22 protein-coding genes and 6 tRNA genes are annotated in these 23,233 nt (G+C 27.2%); 8 read left to right on the top strand and 20 right to left on the bottom strand.

What is annotated here, in order from left to right; all coding sequences use genetic code 11:
• Position 1: 1 nt before the first annotated feature.
• From ehbF to ACA135_RS00650, 8 genes are all read right to left on the bottom strand, one after another.
• Positions 2-1,495, bottom strand: a complete 1,494-nt coding sequence (gene ehbF / locus ACA135_RS00685; protein ID WP_409198396.1) for an energy conserving hydrogenase EhbF — start codon at positions 1,493-1,495, stop codon at positions 2-4.
• The gene (locus ACA135_RS00680) at positions 1,488-1,856 is read right to left on the bottom strand and encodes a cation:proton antiporter subunit C (protein WP_409199056.1); all 369 of its coding nucleotides are present in this window, start codon (positions 1,854-1,856) and stop codon (positions 1,488-1,490) included. Before ACA135_RS00680 ends, ehbF begins: the two co-directional genes overlap by 8 nt.
• A gap of 2 nt (positions 1,857-1,858) precedes the next feature.
• Positions 1,859-2,092 (bottom strand): DUF4040 domain-containing protein, encoded by a 234-nt coding sequence (locus ACA135_RS00675; RefSeq protein ID WP_409198395.1) that lies wholly within the window; start codon positions 2,090-2,092, stop codon positions 1,859-1,861.
• Positions 2,093-2,094: 2 nt separating this feature from the next.
• Entirely contained in the window at positions 2,095-2,538 is a 444-nt protein-coding gene (locus ACA135_RS00670) for a cation:proton antiporter (protein WP_409198394.1), read from the bottom strand.
• 1 nt (position 2,539) lies between these two features.
• Positions 2,540-2,800: a monovalent cation/H+ antiporter complex subunit F gene (locus ACA135_RS00665; protein WP_409198393.1), complete on the bottom strand. Its 261-nt coding sequence runs from the start codon at positions 2,798-2,800 to the stop codon at positions 2,540-2,542.
• Positions 2,801-2,898: 98 nt separating this feature from the next.
• A complete protein-coding gene (locus ACA135_RS00660; protein WP_409198392.1) occupies positions 2,899-3,213 on the bottom strand; it encodes a monovalent cation/H+ antiporter subunit E in 315 nt (104 codons plus the stop codon).
• 312 nt (positions 3,214-3,525) lie between these two features.
• Complete coding sequence (locus ACA135_RS00655; RefSeq protein WP_409198391.1) at positions 3,526-3,828, bottom strand: metal-dependent hydrolase; 303 nt, start codon at positions 3,826-3,828, stop codon at positions 3,526-3,528.
• A gap of 485 nt (positions 3,829-4,313) precedes the next feature.
• A complete protein-coding gene (locus ACA135_RS00650; protein WP_409198390.1) occupies positions 4,314-5,105 on the bottom strand; it encodes a succinylglutamate desuccinylase/aspartoacylase family protein in 792 nt (263 codons plus the stop codon).
• A gap of 200 nt (positions 5,106-5,305) precedes the next feature.
• Between ACA135_RS00650 and ACA135_RS00645 the strand changes: the two genes are divergently transcribed.
• Positions 5,306-7,324, top strand: coding sequence for an IGHMBP2 family helicase (locus ACA135_RS00645; protein ID WP_409198389.1), 2,019 nt, complete (start codon positions 5,306-5,308; stop codon positions 7,322-7,324).
• A gap of 432 nt (positions 7,325-7,756) precedes the next feature.
• Positions 7,757-8,932 carry an argininosuccinate synthase gene (locus ACA135_RS00640; RefSeq protein ID WP_409198388.1) on the top strand — a complete coding sequence of 392 codons (1,176 nt, stop codon included), beginning with the start codon at positions 7,757-7,759 and terminating at the stop codon, positions 8,930-8,932.
• A gap of 147 nt (positions 8,933-9,079) precedes the next feature.
• Here ACA135_RS00640 and sfsA read toward each other — a convergent pair whose 3' ends face one another.
• Complete coding sequence (sfsA, locus tag ACA135_RS00635; RefSeq protein ID WP_409198387.1) at positions 9,080-9,784, bottom strand: DNA/RNA nuclease SfsA; 705 nt, start codon at positions 9,782-9,784, stop codon at positions 9,080-9,082.
• Complete coding sequence (locus ACA135_RS00630; RefSeq protein ID WP_409198386.1) at positions 9,785-11,353, bottom strand: NAD(P)H-hydrate dehydratase; 1,569 nt, start codon at positions 11,351-11,353, stop codon at positions 9,785-9,787.
• Between the two features lie 122 nt (positions 11,354-11,475).
• Between ACA135_RS00630 and ACA135_RS00625 the strand changes: the two genes are divergently transcribed.
• Positions 11,476-12,633, top strand: a complete 1,158-nt coding sequence (locus tag ACA135_RS00625) for an NAD-binding protein (RefSeq protein WP_409198385.1) — start codon at positions 11,476-11,478, stop codon at positions 12,631-12,633.
• 67 nt (positions 12,634-12,700) lie between these two features.
• Here the strand turns inward: ACA135_RS00625 and fhcD are convergent, their stop codons facing one another.
• Together fhcD and ACA135_RS00615 are read right to left on the bottom strand one after the other, a co-directional pair.
• A complete protein-coding gene (gene fhcD, locus ACA135_RS00620) occupies positions 12,701-13,588 on the bottom strand; it encodes a formylmethanofuran--tetrahydromethanopterin N-formyltransferase (protein WP_409198384.1) in 888 nt (295 codons plus the stop codon).
• Positions 13,589-13,817: 229 nt separating this feature from the next.
• Positions 13,818-14,972 (bottom strand): UPF0104 family protein, encoded by a 1,155-nt coding sequence (locus ACA135_RS00615; RefSeq protein ID WP_409198383.1) that lies wholly within the window; start codon positions 14,970-14,972, stop codon positions 13,818-13,820.
• Between the two features lie 387 nt (positions 14,973-15,359).
• On the opposite strand from ACA135_RS00615, the gene ACA135_RS00610 reads away from it, so the two are divergent.
• The 3 genes from ACA135_RS00610 (at position 15,360) to ACA135_RS00600 (ending at position 18,276) form a co-directional block, all read left to right on the top strand.
• A complete protein-coding gene (locus ACA135_RS00610; RefSeq protein ID WP_409198382.1) occupies positions 15,360-15,581 on the top strand; it encodes a TRAM domain-containing protein in 222 nt (73 codons plus the stop codon).
• A 274-nt stretch (positions 15,582-15,855) separates the two neighbouring features.
• Entirely contained in the window at positions 15,856-17,322 is a 1,467-nt protein-coding gene (locus tag ACA135_RS00605) for a TrkH family potassium uptake protein (protein ID WP_409198381.1), read from the top strand.
• A gap of 279 nt (positions 17,323-17,601) precedes the next feature.
• Entirely contained in the window at positions 17,602-18,276 is a 675-nt protein-coding gene (locus ACA135_RS00600) for a potassium channel family protein (protein ID WP_409198380.1), read from the top strand.
• Between the two features lie 27 nt (positions 18,277-18,303).
• Here ACA135_RS00600 and ACA135_RS00595 read toward each other — a convergent pair whose 3' ends face one another.
• The 8 genes from ACA135_RS00595 to ACA135_RS00560 form a co-directional block, all read right to left on the bottom strand.
• Positions 18,304-18,915 (bottom strand): MBL fold metallo-hydrolase, encoded by a 612-nt coding sequence (locus ACA135_RS00595; RefSeq protein ID WP_409198379.1) that lies wholly within the window; start codon positions 18,913-18,915, stop codon positions 18,304-18,306.
• Positions 18,916-19,000: 85 nt separating this feature from the next.
• Positions 19,001-19,150 (bottom strand) — tRNA-Trp (locus ACA135_RS00590).
• 96 nt (positions 19,151-19,246) lie between these two features.
• Positions 19,247-19,654 carry a Holliday junction resolvase Hjc gene (gene hjc, locus ACA135_RS00585; protein WP_409198378.1) on the bottom strand — a complete coding sequence of 136 codons (408 nt, stop codon included), beginning with the start codon at positions 19,652-19,654 and terminating at the stop codon, positions 19,247-19,249.
• 187 nt (positions 19,655-19,841) lie between these two features.
• A tRNA-His gene (locus tag ACA135_RS00580) sits at positions 19,842-19,917 on the bottom strand.
• A 60-nt stretch (positions 19,918-19,977) separates the two neighbouring features.
• A tRNA-Leu gene (locus ACA135_RS00575) sits at positions 19,978-20,060 on the bottom strand.
• Between the two features lie 48 nt (positions 20,061-20,108).
• A tRNA-Glu gene (locus tag ACA135_RS00570) sits at positions 20,109-20,183 on the bottom strand.
• A 25-nt stretch (positions 20,184-20,208) separates the two neighbouring features.
• A tRNA-Ile gene (locus tag ACA135_RS00565) sits at positions 20,209-20,282 on the bottom strand.
• Positions 20,283-20,288: 6 nt separating this feature from the next.
• Positions 20,289-20,361: transfer RNA gene (locus tag ACA135_RS00560), tRNA-Asn, on the bottom strand.
• A 283-nt stretch (positions 20,362-20,644) separates the two neighbouring features.
• Between ACA135_RS00560 and ACA135_RS00555 the strand changes: the two genes are divergently transcribed.
• Positions 20,645-21,646: a radical SAM protein gene (locus ACA135_RS00555; protein ID WP_409198377.1), complete on the top strand. Its 1,002-nt coding sequence runs from the start codon at positions 20,645-20,647 to the stop codon at positions 21,644-21,646.
• A 210-nt stretch (positions 21,647-21,856) separates the two neighbouring features.
• Positions 21,857-23,209, top strand: a complete 1,353-nt coding sequence (gene gatB, locus ACA135_RS00550; RefSeq protein WP_409199055.1) for an Asp-tRNA(Asn)/Glu-tRNA(Gln) amidotransferase subunit GatB — start codon at positions 21,857-21,859, stop codon at positions 23,207-23,209.
• Positions 23,210-23,233 lie beyond the last annotated feature (24 nt).

Genomic DNA, 23,233 nt, shown 5'->3' with positions numbered 1-23,233 from the left:
CTTATATCAAGCCCCCTAAATATTGTCCAAAGCTATATGTTATTAAATTAGGATCAAGACCTATTACAAGACATATTATTAATAATATAGCTATAGACACTATTGCTAAACTTGGAACTTCTTTATGCACAAAACTTAAATCTTTAGGTTTAGGTTTTAAATAAATTGAATGGAATGCTTTAACAAATGTCATAAAGACCACTATACTAACTAAAACAATTATAATAGCTATTTCTGGGAATCCTGCATTTAATGCAGATTGAACTAACATTAATTTAGATTGGAATCCGTTAAATGGAGGAACACCAGCTAATGCTAAACCTCCGAGTAATATCATTATACTAACTTTAGGGTTTAATGAAATTAATCCACCTAATTTACGAGTATCAGATGTACCAGTTAAGTAATAAACTATACCAAATCCAATGAATAATAATGAGGTAATAACTATATCATTAAAAGCTTGGAAAAGTCCTGCAGTCATAGATAATTTAGTTCCTATTCCAAATCCGATAGCAATGAAACCTAATTCACCTACTGCTAAAAACCCTAACATTTTCCTATAATCTGTTTGGACAACAGCCATAGATACACCAAGTACCATAGCCAGTAATGCAAATAACATTATAGTTATTTTATATACAGATAAATATCCAAATATTCTAAACATTACTAATCCAAATGCAACCATTGTTAATACTGAAAAAGTTGTAAGTATTGCTGATGATTCTGGAGTACCTTTACTGTATATTAATGATTTTATTGTGTTGAATGGAGGTAATCCTGATGCATATAACCAACCGAAAAAGATCATAGCAAAACCAATTAGTAATGTTGGAGAGTAAGGATTTACATAACCTGTGTGAATCGCATAAACAATATCAGTTATGTTTACACTACCAATTACACCTAAAACAAATCCTATACCTAAAAGTAGTATAGGTCCTCCAATTGATCCTAATATCATATATTTTAATGCAGTTTCCGTACTGCCTTCAGTGTTTGAAGCTAATATAATACCTGTTTGTGTTAATGCTGCAATTTCAAAAAATATGTACATATTAAAAATATCATCACTTAATAACATTGCACTTACTGCAGCTGTTCCCATAAATATTAAGAATAAATAAGGTCCAGATACTTTTTTATATTTATTGAAATATGTGAATAAAGATAAAAAGATTACAATTCCAAGAATGAAAATGAATATTTTTTCTAAACCTGCTAAACTATAGGTAATAGCTGGATGGAAAAGAATAACCCGTGAACTAAGTAAACTTGCAGGTAAAGACTCTAACAATGTGGGGTTAAATGTTAATGGAGTGTGGCCTCCAAAGAAATGTAAACCATTTGAAGCAACTAAAGCTATTATTGGGATTACGATTGCAACTATTAAAGCCATTATTCTAGATATTCTATTTTTTCCATGAAGTAAATTTAATAATAAAGCACAAATTAATGGTATTATTACTATTAAAGGAATTAATTCATTCATGATCTTCACCTAACATAGCTTTTGTACTTAAAGTGTGATGCTTTTTATATAATACCATAACTAATGCAAGCATTACAGCTAATGTACTTGCCCCAATAACAATACTTGTTAAAACTAAAGCTTGAGGTAAAGGATAAGCAGAATTTGCATAGAATGAACTTTTTGTCATTCCAGGTAAGAAAATTGGAACTATTCCACCTAATTTATAACCTAAAGCAACTAGAAATAGGTTGACTCCTTCTTCTATAAAACTTAAACCTATAATCTTTTTAATTATATTATCTAAGAATATTGCTGCATAAAGACCTATAACGATTAAAGCACCTGAAGTAAATAATGATGCTAATTGAACATCCATAATCATTAGTCATCAGTCCTTTTAGTTTTTTTCACTGCTAATGCTATAAATGCAGGTACAATTGCTGCTCCTACAATAGCTTGGGTTAAAGCAACATCTGGAGCTAATAAAATTTCATATAAGAAAGCTACACATAATCCAGTTATTCCACTAACAACAGCTGCTTTGAGTAAATCTTTTTGCATTAAGGTAATTATAGCACCTAATACTATGATAACCATTATTACGTACTCAATCATAATTATTCATCCTCAGTAATCTTTAGAGTAGAAATTGAAATTTTATCTTCAGAATCATCAAATTCTTTAAATTCATTTACATTTTTATAGAAACCTGTTGATTCCATCTCTTCAGTAAAATCTTTTTTATCATCTTTCTTTTCATTACCTTCAACTAAGTTTTTATTATTTTTTTTATCTTCACCATGGAAATATCCATTAGCCATAGCATGTGCTGCAAATGGGGCTAAGATGAAATATAATACTCCTAATAAAGGATCTCCTAAGCATATAAAAGCAATCACTGCGGCAATATCAATTACACCCAATATATGGATTCTTGCATAAACTACATTATCCATGTCTTTATCTAATCTTAAAATACCAATACTAACAATAATAGTAATGATAGCTACAATAATGAGCAATAAAGATTGTATCAAATTTAGAATAGATGGTGTAATCATTTTAATCCCCTCTATTGACAGTTGCAAAAGCTATAGTACCAACTATTCCTAAAAGAACTAAAGCTAAAGCTATATCTCTAAAAAATCCAATCCCATAAATACCACCTAAAGCTACAAGAATAACTGAAACAGAAACTGTTATAGCATCCACTCCAACTATACCCATAGTTGTTGATTTATGAGTAGCCAATCTTAAAGCTGCCAATGTGAAAATACAAAAGGCAATTAATAAGAAAATCTTTGAAATTAGTAGTAAATCCATCACTATCACATTTTTTTTACTTAGTTTTAATAATGATTTAAATAAAAATTTTTATATATAATTTGAAAAAAGGGGATTTTTCCATGTATACTTCTTCTTTATTCTAACATTCCTTTAATATATGGTTCGAATGGAATAATATCCTCTTTTTCTCTTGGACTAATAATAGCTACTTTTAAAACTTGTGCTTCTGAATCTAAATCTACAGTTAAAGTTCCAGGAGTTAAAGTTATACTATTAGCTAATATGGTTTGAGCTACAGGTCTTTTAAGTACTGTTTCAATATTAACTATTATTGGATCATATTCTCCATCTTTTAATGTACGAAGAGTTACATCAAAAACCGCTTTTATTATTTCCCATATTAAAACAAAAAAGTAAGCTATTGCATAATAAATTCTAGTTAAAAACATTGAATTAAAGCTCCATTATCCTCTATTTTTTTTAAACATTTTTATTAAATAATAATATTTTTTTAGAAAAATTAATATTTTAAAAATTTTCCTAATATATTAATACTATTTATCATGATTATTTATTATAAATGTTTCGATAATAAGCTCCAAAAAAAAAGAATTAAAACACTTAAAATCATTAAAATACTAATAAAAAAAGTTTAAAAATAATAATACTAAAAAATTATAAGTCAAAAAACTTAAAAAATGATAAAATTTAAGTTAAAGCTGGAAAAAAGATTATTTAAACGAATTATATTAAAAGTTTTTTTAAAATAATAAATGGCTTAAGTTAATCAAATGAGGAATGGATAAAATAATTAACAGAATACTTAAAGTAATACCAAATTTCTTATAAACTTTCTGATTACTAAATGGTCTAAATAATCTTATTCCGGAAGAGGAAAATGAATCTAGTATTAAATGACTTAAAAATCCTAAAATTAAAGAAATAAAAATCAAAACATAACTAATCTTAGTACACGGCATAAATAATAAGCATAAAATCAATAAAGCTAAAAAAAATGGTAAAACCCTTTTATTTAAAACAAAAACACTTAATAAAATTATCATTAAAACTAAAGCTAATTTAAAAGTAATATAATTTGAAAACATACTGAAATAAATAATGAAATTCATCCCACAAATAACAATAGCAGATATGAGTATAGATAAAACTATTATTCCAAAAATAGAATGTGTAAATCCCCTATGGTTTGATAAAAGAAATATTAAACTTAATAAAATTAAGATTAACCCTATATAATAAGGAAAATTAAAAGCATACATTACAATAGTTAATATTAAACCAGTTAACATTAAAAGAAAGACATTTTTTCTTTTAAAATCATGATCAAAATCTGAAAAGTTTGCACCTAAAATTACTAAAGCTATAGCTAAAGGGTTTTGAAAATATAATAAAGAAAGTACTAATCCGAATAATGTATGAGCTTTATATGAAGAAATAATTTATCACCTTTTATAAGTGAATTTTACTATTATTATACTAAATAATAATTTTGTAAGCATTTGAAAAATAATTAAAAATAGAATTATTATTAAAGAATATTACAATATTTTAAAAAACTAATCATCTGATTTAAAGATCTCTTTGTAGAACCTAAACTAACACGACCTATAGAGGATATTACTTCACATGTAACAGCTGGAATACCTATTAAATTACATTCATCTTCAATAGCACCTTTAAACATTGTCCCCGCATTATTATAGTTAATTATAGAAGAATTAGTATCTTCACTAATAAATGAAGCTATATCAAAACTTTTAGGAGATGGTTTAATTGTGCAAAAAACACCTTCTTTTCCAGGATTAGCATTAAGGGCAGTAGAATGAAAATCTGCAACATAAGTAATTCCTAAATCTTTAATCTTATCAATTATTAAATTACCTAAAGATCCTTTAATCATACTAGACCGGTTAATGTCTTGACCATTATAATTTCTAATATTATACATTGTTGCTTCAGGGGCTGCAAATGGAATAATATAAACTGTTCCATTTAAATGAAGATTTTGCAATTTATTAATCAGCATTAAAGCCGCATTTTGAGGAGGCAATTCATTACCATGAACTCCTGCAATAATCATTACTTTTAAATCTCCAGAACCTAATTTAATTAAAGGAGTACCTTTAAGAGTTTCTTTAAGAATAAATTTAGTTAATGGAGTATAATCCATGTTTGCAAAAAGATTTTTATTGCCTGAAACATAACCTTGAGATTTTGAATATAATGTAGTTATGGAAAAATAATCATTATTAGTAAATAATGATTTTTCTATAGTAGTTACATTATCCTTTAAATTATGTGAAGCTACTGTTTGTTCCATTTTCTTTAAAACCCTCTTTTTTAGAATTATTATTAAAATTTAAATTCGTTCATTTATAAGATAATATTTATAAATACAATTATTATAAATGAAAATTTATTAAAAATAGTATATAAGATAATCTAAAATAATAATTTTAATAAGAAAAATAATATAGAATAGTAGATATAATGAATAAAATTTATGGAAGGTAGATTCTGTTGAAAAAATATATTTCAAATCTCATAGAACTTATAAATAATGAAAGAAAAGCCGAAATAAGTGCAATGAGAAATATGATAAAGAGATTAAAACCTCATCAAAGAGAAAAAAAAGGAATCGCCATCAATCATTTAAAAGGGAAAAATTTAGGGAAAGAATTAGGATATAATATAATTCAATATGGTAGAAAAGAACCAATAGTAAATACTGAAATCAATGTAGGTGACTTAGTACTAATAAGTAAAGGAAATCCCTTAAAAAGTGACCTAACTGGTACAGTAACTGAGAAAGGTGGAAGATTCATTAAAGTAGCATTAAACAATATCCCACAATGGGCTATAAAAAAACATGTGGATATAAATTTATATGCTAGTGATGTGAATTTTAGAAGAATGGAAGAAAATTTAAAAAATTTAAGTCCATATGGAAAAAAAGCAGTAAATTTTTTATTAAAAAAACAAAGCCCTAGTAAAAAGAGCAAAAAAATTCAAATTAAAAATTTTAAAGATAAAAAATTGAATTCATCACAAAAAGATGCAATAAATAATGCAATTAATTCAGAAGATTTCTTCTTAATACATGGACCTTTCGGAACTGGGAAAACAAGAACATTAAACGAATTAATTTATCAAGAATGGAAACAAAACCATAAAATATTAGCTACTGGTGAAAGTAATACAAGTGTTGATAATTTACTTGAAGGTTTAATAGAAAAATTAGGGGAAAGTCAAGAAACCTTAAATTTAACAAGATTAGGCCACCCACAAAGAATATCTAAACATAATATTAAATATTCATTAGCTTATAAGGCAGAGCAACACCCATTAAATAGTAAAAAAGATAAGATTGAAAAAATCATTGATGAAAAATGTAAAATACGGGACACTTTTACTAAACCTAGCCCACGGTATAGGAGAGGTTTTAGTGATGAAGAGATTATTAAAAATGCTGAAAATAATAAATCTTCAAGAGGTATTAATGTTAAAATCATGAAATCTTTAGCTAATTGGATTTTAATTAACCGTGAAGTTGAAGAATACTATAAAGAAAGTGAATTATTAGAAGATGAAATTATTAAGGACATTATTAAAAATAGTGATGTGATTTTATCTACTAATTCTAGTGCAGCTTTAGAGTATATTGAAGAGATTATTTTTGATGTTGCTATTATTGATGAAGCTTCACAAGCTAGTACTCCTAGTGTTTTAATTCCTATAAATAAGGCAAAACGTTTTGTTTTAGCAGGAGATCATAAGCAATTACCTCCTACTATTATTAGTAATAAATCTAGAAAGCTTCAGGAAACCTTATTTGAAAAATTAATTATTTCTTATGAGCATAAGTCTTCTCTTCTTAATTGTCAATATCGTATGAATGAAAAATTGATGAGTTTTCCAAATATTGAATTTTATGATAATAAATTGTTTAGTGATGATTCTGTGAAATCTATTTCTTTAAATGATTTAAATAAAAATTCTTTAGGTTCTAATAATATTTCTAAAAATTTTAATAAGAAATTAAGTGTTAGGATTAATAATATTAATAAGTTTTTTGAAAATCCTAATTATCCGTTTTTATTTTTAGATACTTCTTTAATTGAAAGGAATATGGAGATACATTTGAATGATTCTAAATCTGTTTTGAATAAAGTTGAGGCAAATATTGTTAATATTATTGTTAGTAATTATTTGGATTTAGGTTATTGTGCAGAGGATATTGGGGTTATTAGTCCTTATATGGATCAAGTTGAATTTTTAAGGGATTTGATTCCTGTTGAAGTTAAAACTGTTGATGGTTTTCAGGGACGTGAAAAAGAAATTGTTTTAATTTCTACAGTGCGAAGTAATAAGAATAATAATATTGGTTTTTTAGATGATATTCGACGTTTAAATGTTTCTATTACTCGTGCTAAACGTAAATTAATTATTATTGGAGATAGTAGTACTTTGAAGTTTGATAATGTGTATAAAGATTTAATTGATTATTGTAAAGATAATGATTCATTTAAAGTTCTTTAATTTTATTATTTTTTTAATTAATAATTTAGGTATACCTAAACTTTATATAGTATGAAATACAATTTACTAAATATGAGAATAAAAATTTTCACGTTTTTATATCTCACAAAAGAATTCTCTTAATTGATAAAAAAAATATCTTCGCTCAAATAGAAAGTTTAAATTAAAAAGACTCATATAAACATGCCATTCTTTTAAATAATAAAAATAAAATAAATTACCCCAAAAAATAAAAAGTATCAATTAAGAGAATCTTTTTCTTCTGCTAAAAAAATAGCAAAAAACTTACTAATTTTAAAAATTTTCAAAAAAATCCTCAATTTTTATAAATCCAATATAAACCTTATAAATAATATAAATTACAAAATAAAAATCATAATAATATAATTATTACAAAAATTTATAAAAAATTGATTAAGAAGTGATTATAAAATGGATAAAGTAGTATTAGCATTCAGTGGTGGACTAGACACAACTGTATGTGTAAAATTATTAGAAGAAAAATACAATTACGAAGTAATAACTGTATGTGTAGATGTTGGACAACCTGAAGATGAATTAGAAAAATCTCAAAACTCCGCAGACAACATAAACACAGGTAAACATTATATAATTGATGCAAAAGAAGAATTTGCAAACGATTATATTTCTAAAGGAATAAAAGCAAATGCAGAATATGAAGGATACCCATTAAGTACAGCATTAGCAAGACCTCTTATAGCATTAAAAATAATCGAAGTAGCAGATAAAGAAGGTGCAGTAGCAATAGCTCACGGATGTACCGGAAAAGGAAATGATCAATTCAGATTCGAATCAATCATAAATGCAATGTCAGATTATAAAATAATCGCACCAATAAGAGAATTAAACCTAACAAGAACCGAAGAAGTAAAATATGCAAAAGAACACAACCTCCCATTATCCTCAGATAAAAGATATAGTGTAGATGAAAACATTTGGGGAAGATCAATAGAAGGAGACATTCTTGAAGACCCTAAAAACGAAGCACCTGAAAACATTTATGCATGGACCGCTTCATCTGAAGATGCAAAAGACACTCCAGAAAAGATTTCAATAGAATTCGAAGAAGGAATACCTATAGCTATAAATGGCAAAATGATGCCATTAATCGACATCATAAGAGAAGCTAACAAAATAGCTGGAGAAAATGGTGTTGGAAGAGTAGACACTATAGAAAACAGAATGATTGGATTAAAAAGCAGAGAAATATACGAAGTTCCTGGAGCTAAATTATTAATCAATGCACACAAAGCATTAGAAGAATTAGTTTTAACTACAAGTGAATTAAGATTTGCAGAATATATGAGTACATTATATGCAGATTTAGTATATGGAGCTCTCTGGCAAGAACCTTTAAAAGAAGATTTAGATCAAGCATTTGATAATATGCAAAGAAGAGTATGTGGAAAAGTCGTAATGAAATTATTCAAAGGATCTATCCACCCATTAACAAGAGAATCTGACTTCAGCTTACACAGTGTAGATCAAATCACATTTGAAGATAAAGAAACCGACCAAAGAGAAGTTGAAGGTATGATTAAGTACCACGGAATTCAAGCTGCAAACTTCCAAAAATTAAACCAATAAAAAATTTTAAAAAATTTTTTTTAGAATATAATAATTAAAATATTATACTCTAAAAAAAACTCCTACTTTTTTAGCTAAGTCATTAAAATAAATATAATAAGAAAAACTAATTTTCAAAAATTTTCTACATAATAAAATAAAATAGAATTAAAGACTTAAATCAAAACTTAAAGATTTATTAAGCATAGTTATACCATCTAAACTATTTTCACATTTATAAACTAAAATTTCAACTCCAGAAGAATAAGCTTTATTTAAAATTTTAGCAAAATCAGGATCATTTTCCCAATTCGGTCTGAATTTATCACCTTTGGGATGTTGAATTAAAAAGAAAACAGCAGCACGATGCCCTCTTTTTTTAAGTTCTATTAACTCATTTAAATGTTTCCTACCCCTTTCTGTTGGAGCATCAGGAAATTGGGCTAAACCATCCTTAATTAAAGTAACACCTTTAACCTCAACATAACAATCCTCAAAAATATTTCCATCCTTAGATTTACCTAAATAAATATCAATTCTGGAATTATCAATAGTTTTTTCCCTTTCTAATACATTATAACCTTGAAGTTCCCCAACTATACCTTGTTTTATTGAATTAAAAACAATTTCATTAGCTTGTTGAGAAAATAAACTCACAAGCACCCCTTTATTTAAAACAAAATGAAGAGAATATTTAGTTTTCCTTTTAGGATTATTACTAGGTAAAAGAAAAACTTTAGCATCAGGTACTAAAAGTTCTTTACATCTACCAGTATTAGGAACATGAGCTTTAACTAATTCATTATTAATTAGAACTTCAGCAATGAAACGATTAGGCCTATTTTTAAATACACCTTCAACATAATTATTCAATTAAACTCCATCCATTAACTTTCCAATAAATTCAGATAAATTAGAAGCAGCAAAACCATAACCATATTTATCCATGGCTAAATCTCCTGCTTTACCATTTAAAAATGTTGCAAGAGATGCTGAATCAAAAACATTTAAACCTTGAGCTAATAATCCACTAGTTAAACCAGCTAAACAATCACCAGTCCCTCCAACAGTCATTCCAGGATTACCTGTAGTGTTAATTTTAACTTTAGATCCTTGGAAAATAAAATCAGATTCACCTTTAACTACAGTAACTCCTTCAATTGAGTTTGTAACAGATTGGAAAAAAGTTAATTTATCATTAACAGTTTTATAGTTTAAATTATCAAATCTCATACTAACATCATCAAAAGTTAATCCTTCTTCATGAATAATATCTTGATAAAATTGTTTAAATTCATTATTATGAGGAGTTAATATAATATCATTTCTTTTAGAGATTAATTTCCGATTAACTAATTTCAATGCATCTGCATCTAAAACTATTGGTTTTTTAATTTTATGAACTAAAATATTAAATAATTTTTTAGTTTCATCATTTTGACTAGCCCCCGGACCAATTAAAACTGCATCAACATCTTCAACTAAATTTAAAATTTCTTCTTGATTATTTAAATTTAAATAATCTCCTTTTAAACTATGGACAATTAAATCTGGAGAATAAGATTTAATTGGAGTAGCAGCAGATTCAGGAGTTGCAACATGAACTAAATCAACACCACTACTTATAGCACTAATTCCAGCTAATCCTGGAGCACCAGAATATTCCTTACTCCCCCCTATAATAAGTAAACTACCATTATTTCCTTTATGAGAATTATTAGACCTATTTTTAAGTTTTAATAAATCTCCATCACCAACAAATAGTTCTGCTTCAAGAGGTATTCCAATATCACAAGTAATTAATCCACCTACAATATCTTCAGAAGCAATTTTTAGACCAGTTTTAACTTTATGAAAACCTACAGTATAATCAGCTTTAACACAAACATCCAAAACCTCACCAGTTAACGGATTCATTCCAGAAGGAACATCAATTGCAACTTTTAAAGCATTTGATTTATTAATAACTTCTATAGCTCGTCTTTCTTTAGAACGTATCTTACCCTTTATTCCAGTCCCCAATATTCCATCTATAATAATAGATTCGGAAAAATTATTATTAAAGGCAATATCTAATTTATCTATTTCACTAGAATCTTTTAAATAATTAATATTCAAACGAGAAACCCTAGGATTTAAATTACGCAATACTTTCAAATTAGTAAGAGCATCCTGAAATTTGATTTCATCATCATTTTTTAAAAGACATAAATCAACACTAAAACCACGATTTAGTAAATGACGAGCAGCAACAAAACCATCACCACCATTTCCCCCAGAACCAGTGAAAATAACGATTTTAACTGGTTTAGAAAATGTGAAAGTAGATAAAGTTGCAACCTCATCAGATAAAGATTTACCTGCATTCTCCATTAAACAAAGTCTAGAAAGACCTAAATATTCACAGTTATGATCAGTTACCTGCATATCTATTGGATCCATAAATTTTATTCCACCTGAAATTATTTTCTTATAATTAACTATAATATTTATTAAGAAAAGTATTTAATTTAATCTTTTATATAATAATAATTAAGTTATAAAAAAGTTAATGGGAAAATTTTATGGAAAGGTATGGTTTAATAAAAACTCTATTAAAATTTATAGACACCAATAAAATTAAGTACGGTATAGGCATATTCATTGCAATTTTAATATATGGAGAAATTGGTTCAATATACATAATGAAATTAAGTCCAATGGAAGCACTATATTTCACAGGTATAACCTTAACAACAGTAGGTTACGGAGACATTATCCTTACTACAATTTTACAGAGAATATTTGCAGTGACCTTAGCTTTTGCAGGAATTGCAATTATTGCTTATGTATTCGGTGTAATATTCTCAGTCATTACTGAGGGTATGGAAAAAGCTAGAAGCGGTGTGAAAATGAAAAAAAGAATAAGTCATCTTAAAGATCATTATATTTTATGCGGATACGGAAGAGTAGGTAAAGTAGTTTTAGATGAGCTTAAAAAAAGAAATCAGCAAGTATTAATTATTGAAAAAAATAAGGAAATAATTGATAGATTAAATGAAGAAAATGAAGATGAAAACATAATTACAATGTGTGATGATGCAACTGACACAAATTTATTGAAAAGAATTGGTTTAGAGAAATCAAATGGAATGTTAGTATGTACTGGAAGTGATGTGAACAATTTATTCATAGTATTAACTACAAGAGAAATAGCACCTGAATTATGGATTGTTTCTAGAGCAAGTTACTCTGAAAATATTAAAAGATTAAAAAATGCAGGATCAAACAAAGTAGTATCCCCTGAATCAAGTGGAGGAAGCGATATTTATTATGCAGCTATGTCTCCAAAATCAATTAAAATCACATGTAAACATTCAGTAGAAGAAATTTCAAATGAAATGAAAATAGTTATGAATAATAATTGTAATCTTGAAGATATTGAGTATCATTTCCCTGGAATTAAAGAACCTTTAATCCGGAAAATTGGTTCAATTCAAAATGGAGATTATGCTAAATTCAACAATATATTGGAAAAGAATGAAATTGCTAAAAAATCTATTAAAAATCTTTACAAGTCCGTAGGAGGAATTCACTCCCACCATATGACGGGAAAAACATTTAAAGATATAGATAATGCGATGAAAAAATTATCTGATGAAAATATTATTTTGGGAATTGATTTAAGTGATGATGAAATCCTTAAATTAACTAAAAATCAAGCTCAAGAAATATTTGATTAACAAGAACAAAATTGTAAACTATAATTTATATAAAAAAAATTTAAAAAAGAGAATTTATAAGATTTATTTAGAATAAATCTTGTAAATTTATTTTATAAGCACCTAAATTTCCACCAAAGTTACCTGCACTGATTTGAAGAACTCCATCAACATTACAAGCAGCTTTAATTCCTTGTTTCATTGCTTCTCTAACAGAATCTTCATCAACACCATCAATAACGACTTCCATTACACCATAAACATCGTCAGGAATATCACTATCAACTTTATCTTTTAAGGTAACACACATTTTTTCATTGGTAGATGCGTTTAAAAATTCATAATTATTACATCCAACTTTAGAACCAGATGCAACCATACCGCCAGGGAATGGGGTTATTACTCCTTCAACATTATGAATAGCATCAATAGCAGCTTCGGTTGCTACGAGTGCACTCATTTTACTATTTGCTAAAACGAAAAAGTTTCCTCCAGCAACACCTTCTTTATATCCAAAAGCAGATTCTACTAAGAAATCTCCAGACATAATTGGGATAGAGTGGATTTTTCTTCCATCAATATCTATTACTTCTTCAAATCCATCACCGAAGAATTTTAATTTATTACCAGTTTTTAAAACATCTTCAGATTCAAGACAGTTAAATACTGCAGTAGTAGGTGCTGTTAAAATTCCCATACCGATTCTTTCCATTAATTCATGATCTAAAGCTTTCTTTCCACCTTGACAAATCATAATTGTGTAACCAGGTCTTCCATCAGGAGTTTCTTCAGGAGGTACGTAACCATCAATTCCTGCTTCTGCAGGACATCCAATAACAGAAGTTCCATATCCAGTTGCTTCAGTTACAGCAATTTTAGCTAATTTTTTTGTAGCTGCAGTTACTAACATTCTTGTAACTTTAATTCCGAAACCTTCTGCATAAGTATCTTTAATATCTACACCATTTATTTCCATTTTTTCACCATTGATTTTTTTCAAAATTGATAGATTTTAATTATAATTTACTAAAAAAATAATGTAATTAAATTTTAAAAATTTAAATTTCTAAATGAATTTTAGTAAAGATATAATTCAATCATTAAAGTTTATAATTTATAAATAAAATAAAGCTTTCTATTTAATTTTCATAGAAAAAATAAAAATATAAAAAAAGTGTTAAAAAAAAGTAGGAGTATATGATGAATTAATTATCATCATTCAAATTAGGAGTAGATGAATCATTATTACTCAAATCTTTAGAATCATTAGAATTAGATTCATCTTTTTCATTTAAAGTATTTTCTTCATCTAATTCTTCAGTTATTTCCTCTTCATCACTTGACATTAGCGAAGAAATTTTATTTAAAGCATCCTCACCATAAAATGGTAAAACTAAAAATCCAATAATTGTTGTCATCCAAAATGAAATTAATCTTTCAACAACAGTAGCTGCTGCACTAATAGAGGGAGAAATACCTGAACTTGAATATAATAAAATCATAACTCCATCGACTGCACCTAAACCTCCAGGTAATGCAGGAATCATTCCAATTAAAGAAGCTACAATGAAGACTTCACCTATAAGGACTGGTGTTACAGAACAACCAAATGCTAAAAATACAATATACACTCTTAAAATTTCTATAAACCATATGAAAAATGAAAGAGGTAGAGCATAATATAATATGTTTTTATTCTTAACCATACTACGCATTGTATCTTGAAAACCATTTATAGCTACAGAAACTTGTTTTCTAATATTATCTGGATCTTTTTTCTTAAAAATTTTAATTGCTAATTTAGAAATCCAATTAATAATTTTATTCCCGAAATTTTCATTAATAGACATATAGACTATTAAAAAAACAATAATAATAATTGCAATAACTGCAGCTATCATAACTACTACAATAATAGGATTTAAAGTAAGATGCATTATTAAAGCAACAATTGTGATAATAGCTAATATAATAAAAGGGAATGTATCTAAAGCTCTATCTGCAATAACTGTAGCGAAAGTTTCAGAAAAAGGTCCTCCACCTTCTTTAGTAAGAAGATAAGCTCTTACAGGTTCTCCCCCACCTCGACCACTAGGAGTAATATTATTAACAGATAAGCTAACTAAAACCATAGGGAGTAATTTTTTAAAACCTAAATCTTTATCAGCTACTTTATTAATTATTTCCCATCTAAAAGTATACAGGAAATAAGTGAAAAACTGTAGAAGTATAGCAAGTATAACATGATATATATTAGCAATTTTTAAAGCATTTAACACTTGATCAATACCTATAAACCACAACATCACAACCATGATTAATAAGCCAATACCTAAGAATATATAAGATTTATACTTCATTGTCTAACCTAAAATTTATTGCATAAAAGATTAATAAAAAAATTATTAATAAAGTATTAACTTTTAATATATTTAAGATTTTATGAAAATTTAGTTTATGAACCTTAAAAAAACAAATGTTTATATACTTTAAAAAATTAAATATTAATTAATGCATAAGTAGAGAATATATCATAAGCTTTTTCTAAATTAATTAATTTTAATTATTAATGAATTATATTTTAATTTTTGAAGGAATTATTTTTTTAAGATTATTTTATATTAGTGAATAAATTTTGATTGGTTGCAAATTAGATTAATTTTTATGTTATTTTACTCATTTATTGCATTTAATTATGTTAAAAAGCAACATTTAATGTGTTGACTGATTAACGGATGTGAATATAAATGTTTGAAGATAGTTACAATAAACAAGAAGAATACTCCTGTCCTGTAGAAGTAGGAACAGAGTACGATGTTAAAATAGAAGACCAAGGTAAAAGTGGAGACGGAATTGCTAGAGTTGACGGATTTGTCATATTTGTTCCTGAAACCGAAGTTGGTCAAGAAGTAAAAATAAAAGTTAATGCAACCCGCCGAAAATTCGCTTTCGGAGAAGTAGTTGAATAAATTTTTAACTACCTCCTTTTTTCATAAATATTAACTTATATAATTTTAACTTTGTTTTAAAGTTTTAATTATAAAAAAGTTTTTTTATGGAAAATACTTTTTTATTTTTTTTTATAAATTTTTTTAATAAATAAATGATTTAATTTAAATACTAATTTTTTAAACAAAACAATATTATAAATACATATAAAATTCGACTTTTTTTTATAAATATTTCAATAAAAATATATATTTCAATAAAAATTTAAATAATTGAAGAAATAAAAAAATATTAATGAAGTATATAAATAAATCTGATATTTTAATAAGTGCACATTATCTTGGAATAATAATGCAAGGATTAGGTCTTGTTTTATTAGCCCCCATTATAATAGCTCTCATTTATCATGAAAATATTTATATAAATTTAATTATACCTCCATTAATCTCTATTTTATTAGGTAGTGTTTTACATAGAAAGTTTACCTGTTATGATAAAATTAGATTACGACAAGGAATGATAATATCCTCCTTGGCTTGGATATGGGCAGGAATTATTGGTGCTGCAATAATGATGATGTGTATTGACATCTCATTTACAAATGCTTTTTTTGAGAATATGTCTGCTTGGACAGGTAGTGGATTAACTATTTTTCCTGATGTAGAAATTTTACCTAAATCAATCCTTTTTTTAAGAAGTTATGAACAATGGTTAGGTGGATTAGGAGTAGTAATCATATTTATTGGAATTTTAATACGGAATGGTACTGCTGCATCTAGACTTTATGAATCAGAAGCAAGAGACGATCGAATCAAACCAAGTGTAGTAAACACATTATATAAAACCTTAGAAATGTATTCTATTTACACTATTGTTGGAATAATAATGTATGTATTAGTTGGTATGCCTCTTTTTGATTCAATAAATGCAACATTCACATCAATCTCCACTGGAGGGATGTCTATTAAAAACGAGAATATTGGAGCATACCATAGTAATGCCATATACTTAGTAACAATAATTATAATGATAATAGGATCAATTAACTTCTCAGTTCATTATAAGGCAATAAAAAGTAAAGGAAAGTCCATAATTCAGGATGTGCAATTTCAAGCAATAATGGTATTAATAATAATTTCTTCAATAGGAATTTATTTAACAAGTCATATGGATCCAATGATTATCGTATTTCAGGTAGTATCAGCAATAAGTACAACTGGTGCAAATGTACCTAGTTCTTCTGTAATGACATTATGGCCTGGTTTCACATTATTAGTAATTATAATATTAATGCTTGTAGGAGGATCATCTGGATCTACTGTAGGTTCAATTAAAGTAATACGTATTATAACTTTTTTAAAAGGAATAAATTTAACAACATTGAATCTATTATCTCCGAAAGGTAGAGTTATCAATGCTAAGATTGGTGGAAAAACAATTGGAGATAAAGAAATTAAAGAATCCAGTTCATATATCGCATTGTTCATGCTATTTATTGCAATTAGTTGGTTAATTTTATTAGCTTATGGATATCCTCCTTTACAATCATTATTTAATGTTGTATCTGCACAAGGTAACAATGGAGTATGGTTAGGATCCTCATGCTCATTATTACCAAGCGAATTAAAATACTTATTAGTTGTAAATATGTGGATTGGTAGATTAGAAATAATACCAGTATTAGTTCTTCTAAAAGCTATTTATGAATCTTTTAAAAGAGCAAATAGACAAATTCACAAAGGGTTAAAACAGAAAATTTAAACACCCTAAAATCTATTTTTAATAAAAAAGGATAATAAAAACACATCCCTATTTAAAAAAAGCCTAAATAAATAAATTAAATATAACTTTAAATAAGTTTATATAATAGGAAGTAAGATTAATAAATTATAATAAAATATAAGTGATATTTTAATAAAAAAATTAAAATTGAGATATTAATTAAATTAAAGTATTAATCTGAAAAATTAAAATGGATGATAAAAATTTAATAAATTAATTAAAACTTATTCTAAAAAAAATTAAATGGGATGACAAAATATGTATGTGATAATTTTAGGTGGAGGGCGTGTAGGACTCTCACTTGCAAATCTTTTAATCAATGATGGTTATGATATAACAATTATTGAAAATAATGAAAAATTATGTAACAATGCTGCAATGGAACTAGATGCAATGATAATTTGTGGAAGCGGTACTGATACAAAAACATTAGAAGAAGCAAACATAGATGAAGCAGATATATTTGTTGCAACCACAGGAAACGATGAAGCTAACTTATTATCTTGTATATTAGCAAAAGAATATGATGAAAAGAAGATTATAGCACGTGTAAGTAACCCAGACCACGAAGAAGCATTTAAAAAAGTAGGAATAGATGAAGTAATAAGTCCAGAAAGAACAGCTGCAGGATTTGTAGAAAAACTAATCACTAGACCTAATGTAGCAGATTTAGTATCATTTGGAGAAGGTAGTGCAGAAATCTTAGATATGAACATTTTAAATGATAAAGTAGTGGGTAAAAAAGTAGAAGAAGTTTCCCCGACTAAAGATTGTATAATAATTGCTATTTATACTAAAGATGGATTAGAAATACCTCAACCTGGAAGAGTTTTAGCTAGAGGAGAAAAAATTTCTATATTAGTTAAAAGAGGTTGCTTCAAAAAAGCTGAAAAAAAATTCATGGATAATAAAAAGAGTGCTTTAAGTTTATAAAAATAGTAAATAATATATGAAAACTAATCAAATTCCTTGATTAGATAATTCTATATGTTTTTTACCATTATTAACCCATGGACCATGACCTGGGAATAAATATTTAACATTTAATTTATTTAATTTTCTTAATGATTTTCTTAATTCATCAATATTTCCACCAATATCAGGTCTTCCATAACCACCATTTGCAAAGACTGTATCTCCACAAATAAGATTTTCACCATCCCATAAACATATTCCACCATGACTATGACCAGGTGTATGAATTACTTCAAAATCTCCAACATGATCTCCTTCTTTTAATCTTATATCTACATCATGTCTAGTTATAGTTCTACCAAAAAGATTACAAACTGTTAATTCTTTATTATAATTTTCTAGTGAATCTGCATCATCTTGATGTATTGCTACTTTAGCATTAGGGAAAAAATTATTTCCTCCAACATGATCAAAGTGACAATGAGTGTTAACTATTAATTTAATATTTTCTGGATTAACACCTGCTTCTTTTAATTGGGAAAACAAATAATCTTTATTTTCTCCAGTTCCAGTATCAAATATAATATCATCTACAATATAAATATTAGAATCTAAATCCTTTCCATGAATACAAATTATGTTTCCAATTTTTTCCATTAAAAATAGTCTCCTAAAAGTAGTATTTTTAAATTTATTTAATTAAAAATTCTAAAAAAAGCATATAATTATAGTTATATAAAAGTGGGGTCACAGGGATTTGAACCCCGATCCTAGGATTTCTCTTGTCTCAGTACTCCAATTGATCATCATATCAATCACATACTGATCAGACTGCGCGTTTTCTTCAAAGACAACTGGAGTCCCAGATGATGCCAGGTTACACTATAACCCCAAATATAAATTCATAAGAAATAATATTCTTACAGTATATAAAAATTAGTTATTAATATTATTTAAACTTTATGTTTAAACTTAATTTATGAAAAGTTTAAAATTTAATTTGCTTATCTTTACCTGTGATTTCATCAAGTTCTAAACCTTTTTCTAAAGCAAAATCTTTTTCTATTTTATAATTATTGCTTTTAGTTCTTTCAGTTGTTTTTGGATCTAAAAATAACCATTTAGTATATTTAAATTTAACTCCAATATATGGAGTTGCTCCAAAAATTTTAGAAAATTCACATAATGCATCTATTTGAGGAGAGTCTATGTAAATTTTATCTTTAGTTGTTGTTTTAACTTCAATAGCTAAATATATTTTTGAATTACCTGCCAAAACATCAGGTAATGGCTTTTTTGTAGCACCTCCAGATGCTGGTGCTCTCATTGCAGCAAAATCTAAACTCCATAATCTATGAACTAAGTCTCTTTCTTCTGCAGAACCTTTTTTAACCATTAAAATCAACATCCTATAATCTGAAATTATTTAATAAATATTTAAAAATAATATATATAAATTTATTTTGACTATTAAAAGAACTTTTCCAAGCATTTGAAAATTAATAATAAGAATAAATATTATTGAATTAAAAATTGGATTAAATAAACAAGAATAGAAAAATTAGTAAAATTAGTTATAAAAATGGGGCCGGGGCCGAGATTCGAACCCGAGTCGCAGGATCCACAGTCCCGTAGGATAACCGCCTACCCTACCCCGGCATTTGAACATATTATAAAATATGTAAAAGTAATTGATTATAAGTAAAATTAATAGATTAATGCGGGAGCAGGGATTCGAACCCTGGTAGACCTGCGTCAACAGGTCCTAAGCCTGTCCCCTTTGGCCGCTCGGGCACCCCCGCTTCGGAAAGGAGAGGGCATTCCCCTTGATAAAATCATATTAAATTAAATGCTTCGGCCGGGATTCGAACCCGAGTCTTCGCCTCGAAAGGGCAAAATGATTGGCCGGACTACACTACCGAAGCAGATATAAATGCATTTGATTAGGTATGGGCCCAATGGGGTTCGAACCCATGGCCGCCCGGTTATGAGCCGGGCGCTCTACCTGGCTAAGCTATGGGCCCAAAAAGCGCCATCGACAGGGCTCGAACCTGTGACCAATCGGTTAACAGCCGAACGCTCTACCTACTGAGCTACGATGGCATAAGACACCCATGCTTTAATCAGAATGCAATAAAAATTTTCTGCTCAAAATAAAAAAAATTAGATTTTGAACATACAATTTAACTTGGACAATTATTGTATATAAAGGTTTTGTTTTAACTATTTTAAAACAAAAAAAATACTATGACCAAATAAATATCAATACTACAACTATGTTTTAATAATATATAAACTTTATGGAAAAATTAGATATTTAAAAGACAAAACCCATAATAAAAACAAACAGAAAAAATTCAAAATAAAAAAATAAACAAAGGATAAAATGGAACAAAATACAATAAACAGCACAGAAATACTAGAAAAAATAAATAAAGCTAATAAACTAACACTAAAAAATTTTTCAAACACAATTAGCTTAGAAAGAGCAATATTCCTATCATGGTGGTGTGATAAAGGAGATTGTAAATTCTGTTATATGAGCACCCAAAAAAATAAAATAAGTGATCCTAAAAAAGCTCGAAGAAGAGTTAATAATATTTTAGCAGAAGCAGAAATGTGTAAACGATTAGGATGGAATATTGAATTTTTATCAGGAGGATACAAATCATTTACAACATCCGAAATTAAATCAATAGCTTCAAATATATACAACATAACTGGAGAAGGAGTATGGTTAAACACTGGAATAACAGACCAATTAGAAGAATACGGAAAAGAAGTTAAAGGAATAACTGGAGCAGTAGAAACTGCAAACCCCATACTCCAAAAAGAAATATGTCCAAGCAAACCATTAAACGATATAAGTAATATGTTAGATAAAGCTGGAGATTTAGGATTTAAAAAAGCCATAACTATAATTTTAGGATTAGGGGAAACATTTGAAGACATTAACTATTTAATTCAATACCTGAAAGAACATGACATAGATAGAGTTATATTTTATTCACTAAATCCCCACCCCGAAACAGTATATGTTAACAGTTCACAACCAGCATCCTTATATTATGCTAAAGTAGTTTCAACAATTAGATTAAACTTCCCAAAAATAGAAATAATATGTGGAACTTGGGTAGATAACTTAGCAAATATTGGAATATTAATATTAAGTGGAGCAAATGGAATAACTAAATTCCCATTATTTAAAATGTTCGGAACAAAATATGGTAAAAGAGTAGAAGAAGAAGTACAATGGACTGGAAGAAAATTAAAAGGAACTTTTACAAATAAAGATAAATTAGGATCTGAAAAAAGTCAATACAATAAAGATTTCAATCCTTACATAAAAAGATACATTAAAGATTCATTAAAAAACAAGTACAAATAGAATAATTCTATTTTTCTATTAATAAAAAAACATTATAATATAGAAAATATTTATTAATAATTTCAAACAGAATCTTAACCAATATATATTATAGAGTAAAAAAAAGAATCAATATAAAAATATTTTTTACTACTATTTTTTATAAAAAAAATTTCCATTAATATTAAAAAAAATTATTCAATGGGAGGAATTACTATATCTGATGTAGACATGATGTGTGGATTAGAAATTCACGTACAATTAGAAACTGAATCAAAACTTTTTTGTGAATGTAAAACTAATTATAAAGAAGCTCCAGCTAATACAAATATTTGCCCAATATGTTTAAACCAACCAGGAGCAAAACCTTACCCAACAAATGAAAAAGCTATAAAAAATGCTTTAATGATATCTTTAATGCTTAACTGTAAAATAGAACAAAACCAAGCTTATTTTATGAGAAAACATTACGATTACCCTGATTTATCCAGTGGATACCAAAGAACAAGTATCCCAATAGGATATGAAGGAGAATTAAATGGTATTAGAATCAGAGAAATACATATGGAAGAAGATCCAGGACAATATAAACCTGACAGAGGAACAGTTGACTTCAACAGATCAGGAATTCCATTAATAGAAATTGTAACAGAACCTGATATCAAATCTCCAGAAGAAGCAAGAAACTTCTTAAAAGAATTAATACGAGTACTACAATACAGTAAAGGAGCACGTGGAGAAGGTACTATGAGAGCTGATGTAAATGTTTCCATAAACGGAGGAAACAGAGTAGAAATGAAAAACATCAACTCCATCAAAGGAGCTTTCAAAGCACTTAAATTTGAAGTTGTAAGACAAAAAAACCTTACAAAAAGAGGAATAGAAATAAAACAAGAAACCAGAGCATACTTAGAAACTCAAATGATTACAGTATCAATGAGAGACAAAGAAAATGCAGATGATTACAGATTTATTCCTGACCCAGATTTACCTCCAATGCAAATATCTGACAAACAAATAAACGATATAATTGAAATAATGCCTGAAACACCATACAACAAGGCAAAAAGATTCGAAAAACAATATGGTATTGATAAAGAATCTGCAAAAGTATTAACTTCTGAAATAGATTTAGCAGATACTTATGAAAATGTTGTAAAAGAAATAAGTCCAGAATTTGCTGCATTATGGATGAAAGATGAACTTAAAAGAGTATTAACTTATAATAAAATTGATTTAGTTGAAAGTGAAATCACATCCCAAGACTTAATCGAACTATTTAACTTACTTGAAAATAAAAAAATCACAACTAAAGCAGGGCAAAGAATTATTGAAAAAATGCCAAATGAAGAAAAAACTCCAAAAGTTTTAGCTGAAGAATTAGGATTAATAGGTGTGGTTGAAGAAGACGGAATAGTTAAAGCTGCTAAACAAGCAATTGATGAAAATCCAAAAGCAGTTGAAGATTATAATAATGGTCAGAAAAATTCAATTAATTTCTTAATGGGTCAAGTAATGAGATTAACTCGAGGTAAAGCAGATCCTGGGGAAACTGTTAAAATTTTAAATGACTTATTAAAATAAGAAAATAGAATTTATAGGAGGATA

This window comes from Methanobrevibacter acididurans, assembly GCF_046197875.1.
In the GTDB taxonomy this organism is placed as follows: domain Archaea; phylum Methanobacteriota; class Methanobacteria; order Methanobacteriales; family Methanobacteriaceae; genus Methanobrevibacter_A; species Methanobrevibacter_A acididurans.
The sequence above is the reverse complement of the archived record's forward strand: the minus strand, read 5'-3'. Positions and strand labels throughout refer to the sequence as shown.

Excerpts from the sequence above, each read along its gene's own strand:
- ACA135_RS00615 (WP_409198383.1), bottom strand. The coding sequence starts at position 14,972 with ATGAAGTATAAATCTTATATATTCTTAGGTATTGGCTTATTAATCATG.
- ACA135_RS00605 (WP_409198381.1), top strand. The coding sequence starts at position 15,856 with ATGAAGTATATAAATAAATCTGATATTTTAATAAGTGCACATTATCTT.
- ACA135_RS00640 (WP_409198388.1), top strand. The coding sequence starts at position 7,757 with ATGGATAAAGTAGTATTAGCATTCAGTGGTGGACTAGACACAACTGTA.
- hjc (WP_409198378.1), bottom strand. The coding sequence starts at position 19,654 with ATGGTTAAAAAAGGTTCTGCAGAAGAAAGAGACTTAGTTCATAGATTA.
- ACA135_RS00595 (WP_409198379.1), bottom strand. The coding sequence starts at position 18,915 with ATGGAAAAAATTGGAAACATAATTTGTATTCATGGAAAGGATTTAGAT.
- ACA135_RS00655 (WP_409198391.1), bottom strand. The coding sequence starts at position 3,828 with ATGATAATTTTATTAAGTGTTTTTGTTTTAAATAAAAGGGTTTTACCA.
- ACA135_RS00660 (WP_409198392.1), bottom strand. The coding sequence starts at position 3,213 with ATGTTTTTAACTAGAATTTATTATGCAATAGCTTACTTTTTTGTTTTA.
- ACA135_RS00650 (WP_409198390.1), bottom strand. The coding sequence starts at position 5,105 with ATGGAACAAACAGTAGCTTCACATAATTTAAAGGATAATGTAACTACT.
- ACA135_RS00665 (WP_409198393.1), bottom strand. The coding sequence starts at position 2,800 with ATGGATTTACTACTAATTTCAAAGATTTTCTTATTAATTGCCTTTTGT.
- ACA135_RS00610 (WP_409198382.1), top strand. The coding sequence starts at position 15,360 with ATGTTTGAAGATAGTTACAATAAACAAGAAGAATACTCCTGTCCTGTA.
- ACA135_RS00630 (WP_409198386.1), bottom strand. The coding sequence starts at position 11,353 with ATGGATCCAATAGATATGCAGGTAACTGATCATAACTGTGAATATTTA.
- fhcD (WP_409198384.1), bottom strand. The coding sequence starts at position 13,588 with ATGGAAATAAATGGTGTAGATATTAAAGATACTTATGCAGAAGGTTTC.
- ehbF (WP_409198396.1), bottom strand. The coding sequence starts at position 1,495 with ATGAATGAATTAATTCCTTTAATAGTAATAATACCATTAATTTGTGCT.
- ACA135_RS00600 (WP_409198380.1), top strand. The coding sequence starts at position 17,602 with ATGTATGTGATAATTTTAGGTGGAGGGCGTGTAGGACTCTCACTTGCA.
- ACA135_RS00555 (WP_409198377.1), top strand. The coding sequence starts at position 20,645 with ATGGAACAAAATACAATAAACAGCACAGAAATACTAGAAAAAATAAAT.
- ACA135_RS00670 (WP_409198394.1), bottom strand. The coding sequence starts at position 2,538 with ATGATTACACCATCTATTCTAAATTTGATACAATCTTTATTGCTCATT.
- ACA135_RS00675 (WP_409198395.1), bottom strand. The coding sequence starts at position 2,092 with ATGATTGAGTACGTAATAATGGTTATCATAGTATTAGGTGCTATAATT.
- ACA135_RS00625 (WP_409198385.1), top strand. The coding sequence starts at position 11,476 with ATGGAAAGGTATGGTTTAATAAAAACTCTATTAAAATTTATAGACACC.
- gatB (WP_409199055.1), top strand. The coding sequence starts at position 21,857 with ATGATGTGTGGATTAGAAATTCACGTACAATTAGAAACTGAATCAAAA.